The organism is Paenibacillus eucommiae (genome assembly GCF_017874215.1).
GTDB lineage: Bacteria > Bacillota > Bacilli > Paenibacillales > NBRC-103111 > Paenibacillus_AI > Paenibacillus_AI eucommiae.
Genome location: NZ_JAGGLB010000004.1, coordinates 144,958 through 160,729 on the forward strand (window position 1 = coordinate 144,958; position 15,772 = coordinate 160,729).

General features: G+C 46.2%; 15 protein-coding genes and 1 pseudogene. 5 read left to right on the forward strand and 11 right to left on the reverse strand.

The features are described 5' to 3' along the window. Complete coding sequence (locus J2Z66_RS08510; protein ID WP_209970966.1) at window positions 1–762, forward strand: SDR family NAD(P)-dependent oxidoreductase; 762 nt, start codon at window positions 1–3, stop codon at window positions 760–762. 94 nt (window positions 763–856) lie between these two features. Here J2Z66_RS08510 and J2Z66_RS08515 read toward each other — a convergent pair whose 3' ends face one another. The 5 genes from J2Z66_RS08515 to J2Z66_RS42495 all read right to left on the reverse strand — a co-directional run bounded on the left by J2Z66_RS08515 (window position 857) and on the right by J2Z66_RS42495 (window position 5,115). After that, window positions 857–1,555 carry a GntR family transcriptional regulator gene (locus J2Z66_RS08515; protein WP_209970967.1) on the reverse strand — a complete coding sequence of 233 codons (699 nt, stop codon included), beginning with the start codon at window positions 1,553–1,555 and terminating at the stop codon, window positions 857–859. 201 nt (window positions 1,556–1,756) lie between these two features. Further along, window positions 1,757–3,091, reverse strand: a complete 1,335-nt coding sequence (locus tag J2Z66_RS08520) for a hypothetical protein (RefSeq protein WP_209970968.1) — start codon at window positions 3,089–3,091, stop codon at window positions 1,757–1,759. A gap of 591 nt (window positions 3,092–3,682) precedes the next feature. Next, window positions 3,683–4,174 (reverse strand): nitroreductase family protein, encoded by a 492-nt coding sequence (locus tag J2Z66_RS08525; RefSeq protein ID WP_209970969.1) that lies wholly within the window; start codon window positions 4,172–4,174, stop codon window positions 3,683–3,685. A 14-nt stretch (window positions 4,175–4,188) separates the two neighbouring features. Beyond that, entirely contained in the window at window positions 4,189–4,752 is a 564-nt protein-coding gene (locus J2Z66_RS08530) for a nitroreductase family protein (protein WP_209970970.1), read from the reverse strand. 21 nt (window positions 4,753–4,773) lie between these two features. Beyond that, entirely contained in the window at window positions 4,774–5,115 is a 342-nt protein-coding gene (locus J2Z66_RS42495) for a MarR family transcriptional regulator (protein ID WP_312894454.1), read from the reverse strand. A 569-nt stretch (window positions 5,116–5,684) separates the two neighbouring features. Between J2Z66_RS42495 and J2Z66_RS08540 the strand changes: the two genes are divergently transcribed. Continuing rightward, window positions 5,685–6,230: a hypothetical protein gene (locus J2Z66_RS08540; RefSeq protein WP_209970971.1), complete on the forward strand. Its 546-nt coding sequence runs from the start codon at window positions 5,685–5,687 to the stop codon at window positions 6,228–6,230. Window positions 6,231–6,541: 311 nt separating this feature from the next. On the opposite strand, the gene ant(6) is transcribed toward J2Z66_RS08540, so the two are convergent. The 4 genes and pseudogenes from ant(6) to J2Z66_RS08560 form a co-directional block, all read right to left on the reverse strand. Beyond that, window positions 6,542–7,396 carry an aminoglycoside 6-adenylyltransferase gene (ant(6), locus tag J2Z66_RS08545; protein WP_209970972.1) on the reverse strand — a complete coding sequence of 285 codons (855 nt, stop codon included), beginning with the start codon at window positions 7,394–7,396 and terminating at the stop codon, window positions 6,542–6,544. Window positions 7,397–7,441: 45 nt separating this feature from the next. Then, window positions 7,442–7,822, reverse strand: a pseudogene (locus J2Z66_RS08550) (IS1595 family transposase); the annotation flags it as partial. Between the two features lie 205 nt (window positions 7,823–8,027). Beyond that, window positions 8,028–8,858 carry an amidohydrolase family protein gene (locus tag J2Z66_RS08555; RefSeq protein WP_209970973.1) on the reverse strand — a complete coding sequence of 277 codons (831 nt, stop codon included), beginning with the start codon at window positions 8,856–8,858 and terminating at the stop codon, window positions 8,028–8,030. Window positions 8,859–8,931: 73 nt separating this feature from the next. Beyond that, window positions 8,932–9,837: an aldo/keto reductase gene (locus tag J2Z66_RS08560; protein WP_209970974.1), complete on the reverse strand. Its 906-nt coding sequence runs from the start codon at window positions 9,835–9,837 to the stop codon at window positions 8,932–8,934. 136 nt (window positions 9,838–9,973) lie between these two features. Here J2Z66_RS08560 and J2Z66_RS08565 point away from each other — a divergent pair, with 136 nt between their 5' ends. Then, window positions 9,974–10,816: a helix-turn-helix transcriptional regulator gene (locus J2Z66_RS08565; protein ID WP_209970975.1), complete on the forward strand. Its 843-nt coding sequence runs from the start codon at window positions 9,974–9,976 to the stop codon at window positions 10,814–10,816. Window positions 10,817–10,983: 167 nt separating this feature from the next. Next, on the forward strand, window positions 10,984–11,919 hold the full coding sequence (locus J2Z66_RS08570; protein ID WP_209970976.1) for an AraC family transcriptional regulator: 936 nt from the start codon (window positions 10,984–10,986) through the stop codon (window positions 11,917–11,919). On the opposite strand, the gene J2Z66_RS08575 is transcribed toward J2Z66_RS08570, so the two are convergent. After that, a complete protein-coding gene (locus J2Z66_RS08575) occupies window positions 11,866–13,572 on the reverse strand; it encodes an alpha-L-rhamnosidase-related protein (RefSeq protein ID WP_209970977.1) in 1,707 nt (568 codons plus the stop codon). The genes J2Z66_RS08570 and J2Z66_RS08575 overlap by 54 nt on opposite strands. A gap of 260 nt (window positions 13,573–13,832) precedes the next feature. Here J2Z66_RS08575 and J2Z66_RS08580 point away from each other — a divergent pair, with 260 nt between their 5' ends. Next, the gene (locus J2Z66_RS08580) at window positions 13,833–14,549 is read left to right on the forward strand and encodes an EAL domain-containing protein (protein WP_209970978.1); all 717 of its coding nucleotides are present in this window, start codon (window positions 13,833–13,835) and stop codon (window positions 14,547–14,549) included. Window positions 14,550–15,059: 510 nt separating this feature from the next. Here the strand turns inward: J2Z66_RS08580 and J2Z66_RS08585 are convergent. Next, a complete protein-coding gene (locus J2Z66_RS08585; RefSeq protein WP_209970979.1) occupies window positions 15,060–15,638 on the reverse strand; it encodes a GNAT family N-acetyltransferase in 579 nt (192 codons plus the stop codon). Between the last annotated feature and the right edge of the window lie 134 nt (window positions 15,639–15,772).

Sequence of the window (15,772 nt, forward strand, 5' to 3'; positions counted from 1 at the left end):
ATGAGACTGCAGGATAAAGTAGCGATCATCACTGGTTCAAGCAAAGGGATTGGGGAAGGGATTGCCAGAGTATTTTCTGCTGAAGGAGCCAAGGTAGTCATTGTCAGCCGAAACGAGCAGGAAGGATTAAAGCTGGCGCAAGAGCTTGGCAGCGAGGCTGGACAGGCTATCTATATAAAAGCAGATGTGACAAGTAAAGAATCTATCACGGGGCTTATCGATGCAGCGCTTAATGCGTTTGGCAGATTGGATGTTCTGGTGAATAATGCAGGCTACCATATATCCAAGAACGTCGAGGAAACCTCAGAGGATGAGTGGGATTTCATCATGAATACGAACCTTCGCAGCACCTTTTTGTGCTCCAAATATGCGATTCCTCATTTACGTAAAACGAAGGGTAACATCATTAATATCAGCAGTATGGTCGGGTTGGTGGGGCAACCAAATGCTGGTGCATACGCTGCGACAAAAGGTGGCCAAATCGCGATGAGTAAGGGGATGGCCATCGATTTTGCTAAAGACGGCATCCGCGTGAATGTCATCTGTCCTGGCTGGATTCAAACTCCGCTTGTTGAGGAATGGTTTGACCAGCAAGAAGATTCAGCTGCTTCCCGCCAATATATTTATGCCCAGCACCCATTAGGCCGCATAGGCACCATTGAAGAATGTGGAAAAGCGGCATTGTATCTGGCAAGCGATGATTCAGCATTTGTCACTGGCATCACATTGAATATTGATGGTGGCGTTACTTTAGGTTATTGAATTTTATAGCCCATTGTAAAAGAAAGTGACGTTTATCGGACAAGCTTTATCGTAACATTTGTCTGTTTGTTCGTTCGCTTGAACAAGGAATAGGCTAAAACACTTTGAACACATCGATCATTCTGATCAGGCTATTTAGTGTTTGATTCAAATGCTCCTTCAGCATCCGACTAGCCAAATCCTTATCATTATGTACAATGGCATGGAGGATCGCTTTGTGTTCAGCTTGCGAGGCATCAATCCGTTCCCTGTCTTGCAAATAATAGCCCCGGGCTGTCTGTACGTGACAGTTGAGGGACTCATACGATTTCACGATACGCGGGTTTCCGGCGGATTGTACGATCAGTTTGTGGATCTGCACATCACTTTCCATGATAATCGATCCTTCGTACTCCTTTTTTTGTATTTCCCTATCCCAGTTGTCAATTATTTGCTCGAAAGCGGGAACAGCTTGTACGAGATTGGAAAAACCGGAATCCAGGCAAAACAATTCGATCATTTCACGGTATTGAAAAATTTGAACCAGGTCATCCCGGTAAATGCCGGCAACGAAGGTTCCTTTTCTCGGCATAGTTTTAATAAATCCTTCGCCATCCAGCATATTGAGAGCATCCCGAACGGGGGTCCGGCTCACTCCCAGCTTGTTGGCGATTTCGTATGCGTCAAGCCGTTCGTTTGGAGTAAATTCTCGCTTCATAATCATTCTCTTAAGAACGTGATAAATCTTTTCCTTCGTGTCTCCCACATTGCCCAGCTCGTTAGAGCTGATCGTATCTACAGCATTTTCCCTCATTACATGCACACTCCCATTAAAACCCTTAGTATATCGGTATCTCTATAATATATCACATAGAATATCATGAAACAAGAACACCTTAGCCTTCAAGCTTCTAATATGACAAGTGATATGAAAACTGACAGCTAAAAGGGTAGCAATAAGCCTTACGATTAGGGGTTTGGACAGATCATCCGCCCTCCTAATCACAAAAATATCTTAAACAGCCATTTCCTTAAACACAGCGTAGGGAAGGGCCACACTGACCATATATACACCGTTTTGTCTGTATTCTCCTTCTGGATGCAGGCATTCCCAAGGGGCTCCTTCTCCATGCAGATCCCGGTAGTCCTCCCCCTGTATACCAGCGATATACACCTCAACCAGCTCGGTCGCAAGCTCAGGCTCGATTTCGCTTAACGCATAGGCGTACCAGCCTACCGGAGCAGCCCAGTAGGCCCCGTTCTGATAAACATTCTTTGGGTAATCAGTAGCTGTCTTTTCCCATGCCGATGTCTGGGAATAATCATTTGTTGTCGGGATATGGCGCACATTACCTTGATAACAGGTTGTTCCATTCAAATAGCCCTCTCGGATAGCCTGTAGTGCTTGATCCAGATAGCTTCCTTCCAGCAATCCCAAGTAAACGGCATAGACAGTTCCCCATACATCTTGCTGTTTGCCACATTCTGTAGAGGCAATCAGCCAACCAGACTTATCTCCGAAAATGGTAGGAAGGTTTTGTTTGATTTTCTCTGCAATTTCCCGGTAATCAGCATTTTGACTCCCTGCGGCACCCGAGGCCGGCAATAAATCAGCCAGCATAAGCGCAGCGCGGTATTTGAGAAGGGTAGCAAATAATAAATACCCGCTTTGAACAATGCTGTCGTTAAAACCGAAATTTACAGCTCTACGCTCCAGTGACGTTTTGACAATGCCGCTGGACGGCTCATATTCTGGCACAAGAAAGGCCTGCTCCAGCCGTTCAATCAAGGTCACGCCTTGTATTGTTTCGTTCAAAAAGCCGCTGTCTCCACTTTTACGAACATAATAATCTACCATTTCAATAAAATAGAAATAATCGCAATAAGGCGGAATTCGGCCCCATATGCCTCCTCCCTGATCCGTGCCGGAGCTGTAAGTGCCAGGGAAATAGACAGGGCTGCCATCCAGATTGATATGGTCGGGCACAGCAAAGGCCGGGACGAAAGCATCGTCCATTCTGAGCGCTTCAGGCCCATTTTGCGAGCTTGCCGTCAGCCGGATCATCGCCTTCAGCTCATCGAGGCCTACCGCGTCGCTGTCTAATGACATGGCCAGATCCCGAATCCAGAAAGCGGGGTAACAAGCCCAGCCGCCAGGGCGGATCAGTGTTATGCCAGTTTGGTTGACGCAAGGCATAGTCGTAACTTGTTCCTGCAGTTGAATCCCGCCCTGAAGATCGAACAAGCTTACACCAGGACGGATTCGTGAGTCATCGACAACACTTAAGGTTAACTTTTGTAGATAATCAAGTTTTCCTAAATCTAATTTGATGCTTTTAGCCCCATCCATCTTGTAGCCCCATTCATTTTTCGTTATTTTTTTGAAACTGAAATTACAGGCCCCCTTATTTTATCAGCATAAATTAATGAAAACAACGAAAATAAGAAATGAGAAAACGCCTTGCGGCGTCCTTTGATGTACGTGTTCGTGATGATGGTGCATGGAGGGAGGGAATGGCTGTGGGCTCCAGCCGCTGTTAAAGATTTGTTCCCTTGAATGGAATGGATGAGGAGGTAGGAACAAATCTTTAAAGGCGGACGCTACCGCTCTTCCACCCACAGCCATTCCCTCTCTTTAGCTACAATCGCAGGAACACCAAGCTCAAACGGACAGCCAGCAAGGGTTTTTCTCTTGGCTGGAGGAGATTTCCTAGCGGGCGCAAGCGCTGGGATGAAGAGTGCGCGCAGCTGAGAAGGATCTGAAAGGAGCTGCTACTTTACCGATGTTTTTCATCGCTAAAAGCACCAGGTCGGGCCAAAAAGTTACTTTAACAATGAAAATGTATTAGTAATATCGTTTTCTTATTCATACACCAAAAAAAGCCCCCCAGATGAAACTGCATCTGAAGAGCTCATATAGTAAAATCAAAAATGTAAAATCCTATAATAAAGAAATGCTCACTTCCGTCCGGGCTCTCCGGGCTGCAGACAAAGCTGCCGCATTGCTGTCCACATAACCCAAATCAAGTACGGCTGCGATACGCTCCTTCTCCTGAATCCCAAATGACCCGCAGCTTTGTCGATCATATATCCACTCATTCATAGTTATCCTGACACCCAGCATTTTCTCCCAGGCTAGCAATTGGAAATTCTGCATGAGACAGCATGTAGCCGCGAAATCCTCATCCCGCTTGTGCGCATCGGACTCTTCCTTCACCACCACAATAAGATGGGCTGGAGCGCGATCGTGAACTTCCGGCATTTTATTTCCAGACTCATTATCGACAAAAATAAACCGCCATGGCTCTCTGAGCCCATGATTGGGCGCCCATACGGCATGATTCAGCAATTCCAAAACGAGCTGCTGCGAAACCGGACGGCTATGAAAAGTCAAATCATTCTTGCTACCCCTGACTATATCGAACAATTTCATTCTGCTTCCTCCCCTCACCCTTTTACCGTCCACTTTTTTTCTGCAGGTGTTCGCCCTCTGCCCCTGGGCACCTTATCGAAGTAACCTAAATGAAGGATGCCAACAAATCTTTCACCTTCCCGAACGCCGATACGCTGATAAAAAAGCTCATTTTGAATGGTCCGCTCCGTGTCCCAGAGCATACCTAGTCCGCGTTCCCACCCAAGCAGTTGAAAAATTTGCATAATGCTGCACACTGCCGCATAATTCTCATCGGATTTCCTGCGATCCGGATCGGTTTCTGCGATTACAATTAAATTGGCTGGAATTTCTGTAAATCTCTTTTTTATAATGCCCATCATTTTATCGGGAACAAGCTTTACCAATTTGTTTTCTTTCATTTTTTCCAGCATGTAATCAGACAGCCGTTCTCGCGCTTCCGGTGTGCCAGCATATACGTAACGCCATCGGGCTGCTTCCTCAAGATGATACAGCTGTGTCGCTTTTTCCAGCAGCTCGACCACTAATTCCTGAGAAACGGGCAAATGATTAAACTTGCGAATACTTCTTCGCTCCCGCACCAATTCTGTCAGCCCCATACATTTTCCCTCCTCATAACCTTATTGTTCTTCCAGTCTGTGCTCCAATTTGGTACCCAGATCTTGCAGAAAATTCCGAACTACCACCAAATCACTCTCCGCATATTTACTCAGAAAACGGTAAAAACGGTCAGCCTCAATCTGATGCATCTTTTGGTGCAAATCAAAAATCTTCTTGCCCTTTGGGGTCAAACGAAAATATATTTCTTTCTTGTTCTCCTTCAGCTGAGAACGTTTCACCAGACCGTCCTCCAGCAGCTTACTGCCAATCTTAGTTATGCTGGCTTTGGATAATTCCATCTTTTCCGCAATCGCTGTGCTATTGATAGGTTCGTGATTGCCTATACAATCAATAACATGCACCGTAGTTATATTCCGCGGGAAATTCTCAATAGGCTCCTCTAAAGCCGCTGCACTAAAAAAATATAAATTTCTGAATCTGCAAATCGTTCATGCAAATGCACAAGCTTTAAATACCGATCATACAGCAGCTGCTTGATGATTTGATTTGACTCCATATTGCACCCCCTCTTTTGTAGGATTTTTCATTTAGAGCAATGAATGATCTCACATTAGTTGTTTAATATTCTTTTAATAAATGTTATTACTTGGTTTATTGTTTACTTATTAAGTATTTTATTGTTTACTTTTTAATTTTTTTTATTAAATACTAAAGTAGATATAAGTTTTCAATCGTTTTAAGAGGTATTAACCAAAATATATCGTTTACCTATAAACAATATATCATAATTGATAATGATAATCAATGAGATTCCAGGATCTACAAACTTTCATCTTCACCTATCAAAAAGCGACATAATCGACAACTCCCAAATTTTGTACTGCAAACGGTGTTTCAATGACTTCAAAAGTGTTTAAAAAAGTAGATATTTTAAAAAATGAATATTCCTAACAGTAAAGGAGCTGCCCAATTGAGTAAAAAACAATGGTTTTTCACCTTCTTCACCATTCTCGTTATCATTATGACAAGCGGCTGCGGCAATTCTGCTTCCACAGGCACGGATACAAGCCCTACTTCCGAAGAAACACCGAGTCAAACGCCAGTAACTACCGACAGCGGTACAAAGCCTAAAAATGAGGAAGTGCCGCAAACCACAGAAGCGACCAGTCCGGCTCCAACAGCCTCCGACAGCGGCAAAGTGCCCGATGAACTTCCAAGTGATTTCCCGCTGCCTAAAGACGCAGAAATTACAACCGCTCAATCACAGGAGAATGATGGCAAGAAATCGGTCCTGCTTATCTATTCGACTCATGAAGACATGAGTACAGTCACTAAAATGTATAAGGACTATTTCAAGTCCCAGAATCTGGAAGATACCGGTCAAGTGATCGATGATAAAAATTTGATCATTCAAGGTAAAAATAAAGAAGCTGGTCAGTCTTGGTCTATGATTGGAGGCCCGTTGGCATCTCAGGAGGGCGTCATCGAACTGACAGTAACGTGGAACGAAATATAAGGAAAACGCTTTGCGGCGTTCTTTGATGTGCATGTTCGTGAGGTGGGAGCGTTGCGTAGGGAATGGCTGTGGGCTCCAGCCGCTGTTAAAGATTTGTTCCTTTGAATGGAAATGGATGAGGAGGTAGGAACAAATCTTTAAAGGCGGACGCTACCGCTCTTCCGCCCACAGCCATTCCCTCTCTTTAGCTACAATCGCACGAATCATACGAACACCAAGCTCAAACGAACAGCCAGCTAAGGTTTTTCTCTGGATTGTTTTTTGGTCCAAAAGAAAACCGCCCAATAAGAAGGCGGTCAATTCACATTAGTTCAAGTCAATGAGGTATAAATATTTTCAGTATACTTAGTAATGGCTTCATCGTAATCTGGATACTTATATTCGAGACTTTCAGCCACAGCCTTTGAGTATTTTCTAAATAACTCATAACTAGTTAATAGAGACTGCCACATTTCCTGATACCCATTCTCAGTATAGGTTGATAGTAATGATTCCCAATCTTCATTTGGAAGGTAACGATTTATAAATTTATAATTTTTCCCCACACTAAAGGTATATCCCTGCTCTGATCCAATTTGCCAAGCCATCATTCTCAATAAATTAGGTCTTGCAATCTCGTTTAAATGGTCAATAGCAAAAAGTATTTCTTTTCTCGCTAATCCTTTTACTACGTAAGTTGAAACCATCCAGAACTCATTGCAACAATCATCAAATTCTCTTGCAGTTGGCTTTTTAATCCAATATTGACGATCATCTGCGATCACTTCATTTTTGATTAGAGTATCCTTATCGAGCAAGACCTCAACTAAACCATCGCTCTTGGTAAAATAATCCTCCACCTCGTTAATTGGAATAAGTGTTAGATCTACTTTATTACCATCCTCAAAAAGAATTAAATATGAAAACCAATTACCTGATTCTGACGGAAAAAGCTCCATATCCTCGGGTTTTTGCATCATAACACGATTCCCCCAAATTTTAAGCCATTGATCATTTTCCTTGAAAGAATCAATATCTGTTACAAAGTAAGAAATGTCATAATCTTGGAATGTATCAGGGGGAATATTTTTATTTGTACGTGACCCTTCCAAAGTTACCAATCGGATTCTATCATCATTCATAGCAAAATCTACAAGGATATTCATCATTTCTTGTTCACTTCTCAATACAGCAGTCCTCCGTTCCAACCATTTTCTTTTGTACCATTAAAATTAGAGCTTCAATATTGCCTCATTACTTTGACGAAGACTGACATTAGTCACATTTATCGTGAAAAGATATGAAGTAACGAGCATACTTTTCTTATTCGACGTTGTGTTTTCGTACTCCTTGCTGTCTAAGTAACGGAACCAAACTAAATAATGTTGAAAATACTTGGTTGCAACACCATTAAAACGGTCAATCCAACGTTTCAGACGGCTGTGGTAGTTGTTGACATTCTGAATGTGATATACACCTTTAACACGCTGTTTCCCGTCGGACTTGAAGCGATAATGGTCTAACCCCTTTATTCTTGCATATGAGCTGAAAGCCCGCCACGAATCTGTACATAGCACGTTAGATTCAGACAAATGACTTCCGATAACCGGATCCCTTCCCTCTCTAAAAAGTGCCGAACCTGCCACGATCAGATGGATAACGGACTGCCAGTAGAATTTACTTTCCTGAGCGAGAGGGATAGTGGCAATAATGAATGATCAAACATTGTAACCTCACCATCCATTACTGCTTTAAAGCTTTGCTACGTAGATTAAACAAATTCACTTGAGGCTTCCACCAAAAATTTATACGTTATGATTACTTCAAACCGTATACCCGCATGGCATTCTTTTTATAAATAGAGACACGCTCCTCTTCCGTCAAATCCGTTAGCAACCGCACAAGTAAAGCTGCTGTATCCCCATATTCACCTGATAACCTGCATACAGGCCAGTCGCTCCCAAATAGAAGCCGTTCGGATCCGAAGCATTGGCGGACATGGCGGACATAGGGGTAGAGAACTTCATTGGCCTGCATTCCTTCCGGCACCCGCGTAATCATACATGAAAGTTTGCAATAGGACCCAGGATGTTCGGCAATCGCAGCTATTGCATCTGCCCATGCCTCCCAATCGTCAAGCTGTAACGTCGGGTTACCTATGTGATTGAGAACGACCCGCAGCGTGGGAGCCCGGGTTACAAGCTTAATTACGTCATGAAGCTGATGGGCAGATAGAAGCAGATCGACCGGAACGTCATGGTCAGCTAACACTTGAAGAGAACGGTCCAGCCGTTCCGTGAAAAGCAGGCTGCCATCTTCGCCGCGCGGAAACGTAGGGCGTATGCCTACGAACAAGGGATCAGCCTTCAAGCGAGATAAATCCTCCTCGAATGTCCCGCTAAGGAGGTTCATCCAGCCTACCACTCCGGCAATGCATGGCTCCTTTCTGGCAAGCCCCAGCAAGAATTCCGTTTCAGCCAGCGTTGGAGCGGACTGGACGACGATAGTTCGGGCTACACCATGGTTGGATAGCTGTGGCTTCAGGTGATTCGGCATGTAATCAGTGAAGAGCTTCCCAGCCTCAGACGTCAGCCAATCGTAATCTCCCCGGCTCAAAAGCCAATAATGTTGATGGGCATCAATAATCACAAGTTTCGAGCCTCCAATATAAAGTTAGTATTAATTTCCAAATTATTCTTCATATATTTCCTTTACGAGTCGGTTAAGAGAATAAAGACTTGCTGTCAGCAAATAAAGCCATCACACGCCGTTGATCCTCTGCATCCAATCCCTTCCCGTCGCAATAAGATGCGTTCGCTTTAAGTGAAGTGAGTGAGGCGGTGCCGGTCAGTGTCACTTGAATATCCGGTTGACCGAGGCTGAAACGCATCGCCGGCTCGACAAGCCCATTCGGTTCAGCACGGCGCAAAAAGGCAAGCTTCTCCATGCGCAAGGCGGCTTCCTGTCGCACATCATCCCTAAGGAATTTTGCCGGTGTGTCTGCGAGCAGGCCCATGCCGAGAACGCTTCCGTTAATGAGCGCGATATTTTTCTTCTTGGCCAAGGGGATGACAGCGATAGCCGCCGAATAATCAAGCAGCATATAACGGGCATAAAATTGCGCGGAATCGAAAACATCCGTTTCCATATAACGCATCAGCAGAGGCAAGTCATACGTCGTGACACCAAGGTAGCGGATCTTTCCGTCCGCCTGCAGCCTCTGGAGGGCCGGGATTGTCTCGCCCAGGACGAGCTCGTAGGATTGCCGTTCTATGTCATGAAGCTGGAGCAGGTCGATCCGATCCGTACGCAAGCGCAGCAAACTCTGCTCGACCGATCGGATCGTATTAGCGTAGTCATAGGTTTGATCCGATCGTACCGCTTTGGTGGCGAGTACGACTTGGTCGCGTTTACCGCCAGTCAGCGCTTTACCGATTCGCTCCTCAGACTTGCCTGATCCATATAAAGGTGCTGTGTCTATAAAGTTAATGCCCAGGTCGATCGCCTCGTGAATGACCCTTTCGATCTCGGCTTCATCAGTCGGCCCGAAGTCACCGCCGATCGGGGCACCTCCAAGTCCAAGCCTGGATACCTTCAGTCCGGTTCGACCGAATGTGGTGTATTCCATGGTATACCCTCACCTTCCATATACGTCATTTTTGCGATGCCACTTCTCACAAGTTTAATATATAATGGAATTATAACTTAATACATATCAGATTCTTGCCAATGATATCAATATTTTGCGATTGGGGGAATTATCCGTGTTTGAATACCATTTTATTGCCCGTCCCGATCTGAACCCCTCTTTGGGCTATCCAATTGCGATCGGCCGTATTTTCGAAGAGCCGGCTCATCTCACTCAAGGAACTCGTTATCCGCAGCATCAGTATAATATTCACTTCGTCGTTAAGGGCAGCGGCTGGCTCAAGACGCCTACCGAAACTATTGCGCTGGAGCCTGGCTCGGGATTTCTGTATTCGGGAGACCAGGCTCAGCATTTCGGTTCCGACACTCATTGTCCATGGGAGGTATGGTGGATTATGTTCAGCGGGGAAGGCTTACGGGATTTACTCGGCGACCGCTGCCTGGATGATGCTTGGGTGTTCTCTCTCGCAGACAACAAACGGATTTTACCACTCGTTACAGACATCTGGGAGCTGGCTGAGCAGCAAAGCCTTCCCCTCGTTCCCAGGATGGCCTCACTTTTGTACGAAATCATACTGGAGCTGCTGCTCCACTGCTCAAGCTTCCGTGCTCCAAAGAAACGAAGCTTGGAAGACTCCATTCGCCACGCCGCAGAATATATGAGATTCCATAGCGGCAAAAAACTGACCTTACAGCATCTTGCCGATTTTTGCGGTATCAGTCCTTACTACTTCAGTCGAACGTTTCACCAAGTAATGGGTGTTCCTCCACTGGAATATTTGAATGTTCAGCGGATTCAACTGGCCAAGCAAATGCTTCTGGCTACCACAAAACTGGTAAAGCAAGTCGCATTGGAAGTAGGCTTCAAAAATTCGAGCTACTTTATCGAACGATTTCGCAAGCAGGAAGGAATAACGCCGGCAGAGTTCCGGGAGAGGCTTGTAGTGTCGGAAAAATAAAGCAGAAATAACCCTTCTCTTAGTTAGTGCCGCTGAGACGCTCGCCTTTTAATCAAGATACCGATGTGGAAATTAGTGTACTAAACTATATCCTGCTCCCACTCCCTGATGATTTTTGCCCTTTCGTCCCTTATAATAGAAGAGAAAACGACTTCCTACGAAATGGTGTGAGAGTCATCGATCAAGTATTTACGCTCAGGTCCAGCCAATTCTTTTCTGAACAAATTCCGTTCTTCATTCATCAATATGCTTACGACAACTATGACGAGCTGAAGCTGCATGTTCACGATTTTATTGAAATCGTCTATGTGTGTAAAGGCAAAGGGCTGCATAAAGTCGGAAACCGCCTTATCCCTGTATCCGAGGGGGATTTATTTATTATCAATAATGATACTCCCCATTGCTTCTATCCCTATGACCGGACCAATACGGATGGGCTTGAAGTGTATAATTGCATGTTTCTCCCAGCCTTCATCGAGCATCTGCAGATCGAGCTCCCCATCATGCGCGGCATTACCAGCCTATTCCTACTCAATGGACTGTATCCAGAGGAAACGGCACACACACCAGACTTGATGCTGGGCACAGGCCCACGCAAGGAGTTTGATCAATTGTTTGGAAACATGCTCCATGAATATCAGACCAAACAAGAAGGCTACTTGAACATTCTCAAGCTGCAGCTCTGTGAGCTCCTGATCAAAACATACCGAACTTACAAGAGCCTTTACCAAGATGCCCCTCATCCCGATACGTACAAGCTAGAGCTTATACAGAAATCGATTCAATACATGCGCAGCAATTTATCAAGCCCGATCCAGCTCAACGACTTGTCCCAGCAAGCCTTGCTGAGCAAAAGCTATTTCTCCGGCATCTTCAAAAATGTGACGGGAATCAGCGTACTGGACTATTTGCAGAAGCTGAGGATCGAGGAAGCCTGTCGTCTGCTCGTAGAGGACACAAAAACGGTAACCGACATATCCGAGTCCGTCGGATACAACGATTACCGTTTCTTCAATAAGACGTTTCGCAAGATTACCGGAATGACCGCCTCAGCCTACCGTAAGCAGTTCGGCGCTGCCGGGGGCAATCACCGTGATACCTGAGGGCGCTTTGATTTCTGAATGCACGGAGCCGTCCTCTGCCTTGCTATGCCTCACATGGATCACCCCAAGTGGCGTCGGATATTCGCCCTCCGCCCAAGCAAGATCTCCTAAGTTCGGTTCGACCCGCATTACCTTGCAGCCGGCCTCTACAATTTCTACCCCGAGCACGTGGCGTGTCAGCCAGGCGGTTGGGCCGGATGCCCATCCGTGGCATAGGCTGTGCCTGTAGCCTTTATAGCAATAATTGCCGTAGGTGCCGTGGACATCAATTTTCCCTTCGGGGGTCAATTCGTCTATTCGGGCGGCATCCTTCGTCCAGGATAGATCGAAATCCTCCCAGAAGGTAGTCGCGCCAAGCTCCAGCATAGCTCCCCAGAATTCGCGGATGCAGTCAAGGCTTCCCTGGATATCACCAGCCTTGGCGCGGGCTTCCAGCATATAATAGCCGAAGAAGGTCGACACTCCTTGAGAGCCTCCAACAGCGATTACCTGCTCGTTCGCCTCCTCCGCGCTCCATAGACCGGCCAACGCCAAAAGCGCTGCCGCCTGCTTGCTTCCAGCATGATGAGGCATATGACGCCTAAGCTTGTTCTCGGTTCGCCGGCATCTGTCTGCGGCGATCTCGTCACCAAGCAAACTGCACAGCTCAGCCCCGCGCTGCATGGCTAGCGTGAACAAAGCGTGAATGCCTGCCTGCACGCCTTCCGGATTGTCGCTCGACGGCCAATCCAGGAACGGGCTCGGCGCCTCGTTCGTACCGTCTTCTTTAATCTGCTCAGCAATCAGATTCAGCAGGCCTGTGAGATAGTCCCGCTGCTCCTCCAGGTAAGCCAAGTCCCCATTTTGCATATACCAATCATAATGGATAATCAGCCACCACACCGAATAGCTGGGGAACGACATCCAGCCGGGAAGAGGCGTCCGGTCCCGGATAAAATCAAGGCTGGCTGGCACGATCTCGTGGCCGCCGAACACGGCCTGCAGCGTGGAGGTCTCCGGATGCATATCCCCGATCCAGACCAGGCGGTCTCTTTTGATACCGTCCCAGAGGTAATCCTGCATATTCAGGTGCACCGTATAAGCGCCAGTGTCCCAGATCTGATCCAGCAGCGGATCGCTGCTGCGGAAGCTTCCCTTATAGGCCAAGTCGCGGTATAGAAAAACGGCTCGCACGCTCTTCAATTCAATAAAGCTATTCTCCTCCATCAGATCTATGCGGACAAAACGGAAGCCTGTATTGCCGATTTCCGTAGCCCCGAGGAAGGACACATCGATAATCTGATCCCTGATGGCATGATCATTGGTCGCATTCCGCTCCCCACCGATGTCGCTCATCGCCTCCATGGCCGACTCACCGAAGCGCACCCTGAGCTTGGCCGTCCGCTCATTCCCACCCATAAACCAGGTGGCAATCTGAACTCCGCCATGCAGCTCCTTGCCGAAGTCCAGCAGGATGCTCGCGGGACTGCCCATATGTCTGAGCACGCAGGGATTTTCGGATTGAAGCGTTGACTGTCCGTCCCGCTCCTCCAGTAAGCCCGCAGCATTCTCAACGGCTGACTTCCCATCATTATCGGACGTCCATACAATTCTGCTCGGAATGACGAATTCCCGAACTCTTGGATCCCTTGTTCTACCTGTAGTGTTAGACATTCAACATACCTCCACGCTTTCGTTTGACTCATTATAGAAGTCAGGAGGGCTTCGTGGCTATACCTGCGGCGCAGATGTTAGTGGGGCTATTCTACTTTTTTTCTCGCGTTATGCTATCTCATCCTCATTTTAAATAATGTGCGTATTCGTTACATTGCAAAAATATGCCTATTTGATGTAAAATAACACTATCTACCATCTTTCCCCAAGGAAACTATTTTTCGTTATGGAAACTTAATCAGAAGGGAATTCTACTCACGATGAGCGACCTTATGCAAGCTGATTCCTACTATCCCGTTTTCCAGCCTCTTGTGCAGTTGATGACAGGGCATGTCTTCGGCTACGAAGCTTTGCTTCGATCAATAACGAATCAATCTCCTGAGACTTTATTTCGAGCGGCTAGAGCGGCAGACTGCCTAAATGATTTGGACATATTATCAATCAAAAAAGCCATATCCGCCTATTTTACCGAAACAACCTTTACAAGCAGCGCTCCGCTATTGTTTATCAATGTTTTTCCATCTACCTTGCTGCATCCAGCCTTTGACGAATTTCTACATGAGGGACTGTCTCATTACCCACCGTTAGATAAGCGAATCGTGTTGGAGATTAACGAGGCCAACGAAGAAGACAAGATGTGGGAGATACGGCTTTTGGGGCAAAAAATTCGTGGACTGCGTCAATCCGGCTTTCTAATTGCACTTGATGATGTCGGTTCAGGCGCGGCTTCTTTAAAAAAAATCATTGAATATGAACCCGACATCGTTAAATTAGACCGCTATTTCGGGCATCATTTATCTGCAAGCCGCAACAAGCAGAAGCTGATATCCCTTTTTATCAATTACTGTGCCGGGCAAACCCAGCTTGTTCTCGAAGGCATAGAGGAGCCAGAAGATTTGGAGACTGCAAAAACCTTAGGCGTTCCCGTTGGGCAAGGATTTTTACTAGGGCGTCCCGACTCGCTAAAGCTAAGCTAAATCACAATTCCACTTAGTTAACTTAGTTAAACATTAAGATATTTAAAAAAGGATCTACCTGTTTTGAGAAAATCTCACCTAGAATGCTTCTAAGCCTAAAAAGGTGCAAAAGTGCAGGAATTTCAGCTCAAAATCGGATGAAAAGCAAAAAATCCTGCGATTGCACAGGAATTTAGAGACTTATACTTCCTAAACGTGCTAGGAGATGGATAATTCCTGCATATTCGCATTAATTCCTCTTATCTGGTTAAAAAGGCCCTAAAATGATGTATATTTGCAACATTTTTGGGTCGTGCATATCATGTTTGGCTTGGATCCTCGATTTGTTGAAGCTATTGAGGTCAGTCAGCACGCCTAACTGTTGGGCCGAGGTTAAACAAGCACTGATTTAGGTGTTGCGCTCCAATGAGGCTGAAAAAAAAGCCCTGTATCTCAACGAATGTTGAAATCCAAGGCTTCCTCCGCGCTACTGAATCATTAATGAGCTTACGAACTTACGAGCCTACGAGCTTACGCTTCACTTCCGTTTGCGGGATTACAGCGAATTTGCCGCCCGCCAAGCTGTACAGCTACCTCCTCCCAGCGCTGCTCATGATCCGACGCAGCAAGCTGAGGCACGAAGCCCAGCTTCAAATAGGTTGCAACCGCAGGCAGACGCCCATCATCCGTATGGAGGACGGCTCGTGTCCGGCCTTCTTCTTTCATCTGATAAAGGGCAGCCAGGCTCACGATGTATCCCAACCCTTTGCCGCCATGACCCGGCAGCGCACCGACCATGTGCACATAGCCCGTTGCATCACCATAGACTTCCCGGAACCAGGCTGAAGCGGTCGCAACCGGCCTCCCTTCGTGACACACAAACAACACCCGCTCTGCAAGGTACTCCTTATCCGCCCTCATATGCGCAGCAAAAGAAAACTCCGACAAAAAAGACTCTTTCATAATAAGCTCCCAAGCCTGCTCATCCCCCGGCAGGAAGCCTCGCAGCGTATAACCTTCTGGTAGCTGCAGTGGTGGCAGCAGAGACAGACTATCGCGCACCATAAATAACTGCGTCCCATACTTGGGTTGTTCCGGCGCCTGACTCATTTATTTCATTGCCTCCTCATTTGAACTAATCTCTTGAACTAATCTCCCTTGTAACTACTTTTTATCTTAGCATAATACTGTTGTGGGAAGGACTTTAAAAGGTTAGGTCACTGAAAATCCTGTATCCTTATGGT

Bases quoted from the DNA above. Each gene is read 5' to 3' on its own strand.
- J2Z66_RS08510 (WP_209970966.1), top strand. From the start codon at position 1: ATGAGACTGCAGGATAAAGTAGCGATCATCACTGGTTCAAGCAAAGGG.
- J2Z66_RS08515 (WP_209970967.1), bottom strand. From the start codon at position 1,555: ATGAGGGAAAATGCTGTAGATACGATCAGCTCTAACGAGCTGGGCAAT.
- J2Z66_RS08520 (WP_209970968.1), bottom strand. From the start codon at position 3,091: ATGGATGGGGCTAAAAGCATCAAATTAGATTTAGGAAAACTTGATTAT.
- J2Z66_RS08525 (WP_209970969.1), bottom strand. From the start codon at position 4,174: ATGAAATTGTTCGATATAGTCAGGGGTAGCAAGAATGATTTGACTTTT.
- J2Z66_RS08530 (WP_209970970.1), bottom strand. From the start codon at position 4,752: ATGGGGCTGACAGAATTGGTGCGGGAGCGAAGAAGTATTCGCAAGTTT.
- J2Z66_RS08560 (WP_209970974.1), bottom strand. From the start codon at position 9,837: ATGGAATACACCACATTCGGTCGAACCGGACTGAAGGTATCCAGGCTT.
- J2Z66_RS08575 (WP_209970977.1), bottom strand. From the start codon at position 13,572: ATGTCTAACACTACAGGTAGAACAAGGGATCCAAGAGTTCGGGAATTC.
- J2Z66_RS08580 (WP_209970978.1), top strand. From the start codon at position 13,833: ATGAGCGACCTTATGCAAGCTGATTCCTACTATCCCGTTTTCCAGCCT.
- J2Z66_RS08585 (WP_209970979.1), bottom strand. From the start codon at position 15,638: ATGAGTCAGGCGCCGGAACAACCCAAGTATGGGACGCAGTTATTTATG.